This window comes from Ruminococcus sporogenes (assembly GCF_054655175.1).
Genome location: NZ_BAAHOA010000028.1, coordinates 1 through 1329, shown reverse-complemented (window position 1 = coordinate 1329; position 1329 = coordinate 1). Strand labels below are relative to the sequence as shown.

The following is a 1329-nucleotide window of genomic DNA, read 5'->3' as shown; positions in this document are numbered from 1 at the left end:
CCAACCCCCCCCCCCCCAGATCATTCCGAGGGTGACTGGAGTTCAGACGTGTGCTCTTCCGATCTGATTTATTCTGATAATGTCCACCAATTTATGAGTCAGGTCATCCTCGCTTCTCTCACCAGTTTCCAAGGTTATGGTGGGTCTAACGTTCACTGGTGGTACTGGAAATACAGTTAGGATCATCCATTCTGGCCTTGCTACCCCCGGTTCCAGTCCGAGTAAGATCAGATCATCGTCTGGTATTTTCTCGAACCTCTCCCTTATTTCCTTCGGTGTGAGTTTCCTACCCTCTTCCCTAAAAGTTGTGGGTTTTTCGAGGGTTATCTTCTTATTCTCGTAATGACAGTATGGACAAATGGAAATATCAGAAGCCTCGGATTCGGCTTCGTTCACTAAGTCATCGTATTCCACATCAACCAGTTTTGATTTTATTGCATTTATCCTTTCCTTGTAATCCTTTATTGTATCCTCAGTCAGCCTTATTCTTCCGCAGTTAGCACAGGTGGCGTTGAGAATTGAATATATTTCCTTTGTGAATCCTATGTGAATAACTGGAAGTGCTAGTTCAATGTGTCCAAAGTGGCCAGGACAGGTATCCACCTTTCCACCGCATGTCTTACACTTTAGTCCTGGCTCAATGGTTCCCATGGCTAAATCCATCAAACCCTTTTCAATTGGATAACCATCGTCATCGTACGTATCTGGGGTGATGACCTTCACCGCTGACATCTTCCTGATTTCATCAGGTGACAAGAGAGCAAATTTGATTTCCTTAATACCCTTGGAAATTTCGGCACTCATTTCAATTCACCCAACCTCAATCTCATGACAACACCAAGTGACATCAACTCATCCCTCATGAGCTTGAAAGCGTAGCTGGTCTCTATGGGATGAATATTGGTGGTGTTACCACACACGGGACACCTGAGCTCCTTCTTATTGTAATCGTTTATGGCAACATGACCGCACTCTGGATCTCCGCAAACCCATATGGTGAAACCATCGCTTTGATCAAGCAATCTGTCCTTGATGGTCATTGCTGCACCATGACCTATGAGGGTATCCCTCTCCATTTCTCCGAACCTTAGACCTCCCTGTCTTGACCTCCCTTCAGTTGGCTGTCTCGTTAGGATCTGCACGGGTCCCCTTGACCTGGCATGGAATTTTCCTGCCACCATATGATGCAGCTTCTGATAGAATACAACTCCTATGAATATGTCAGCTTCGAACTTCTTTCCAGTGATACCATCATACATTGTCTCAGATCGGAAGAGCACACGTCTGAACTCCAGTCACCCTCGGAATGATCTGGGGGGGGGGTGGGTT

Annotated in this window: 1 protein-coding gene; it reads right to left on the bottom strand. The window is 46.0% G+C overall.

The window, feature by feature from the left end; translation table 11 throughout:
* Positions 1-800 precede the first annotated feature (800 nt).
* Positions 801-1259 carry a DNA-directed RNA polymerase subunit beta gene (locus ACYQ0N_RS15265; protein WP_460163175.1) on the bottom strand — a complete coding sequence of 153 codons (459 nt, stop codon included), beginning with the start codon at positions 1257-1259 and terminating at the stop codon, positions 801-803.
* Positions 1260-1329 lie beyond the last annotated feature (70 nt).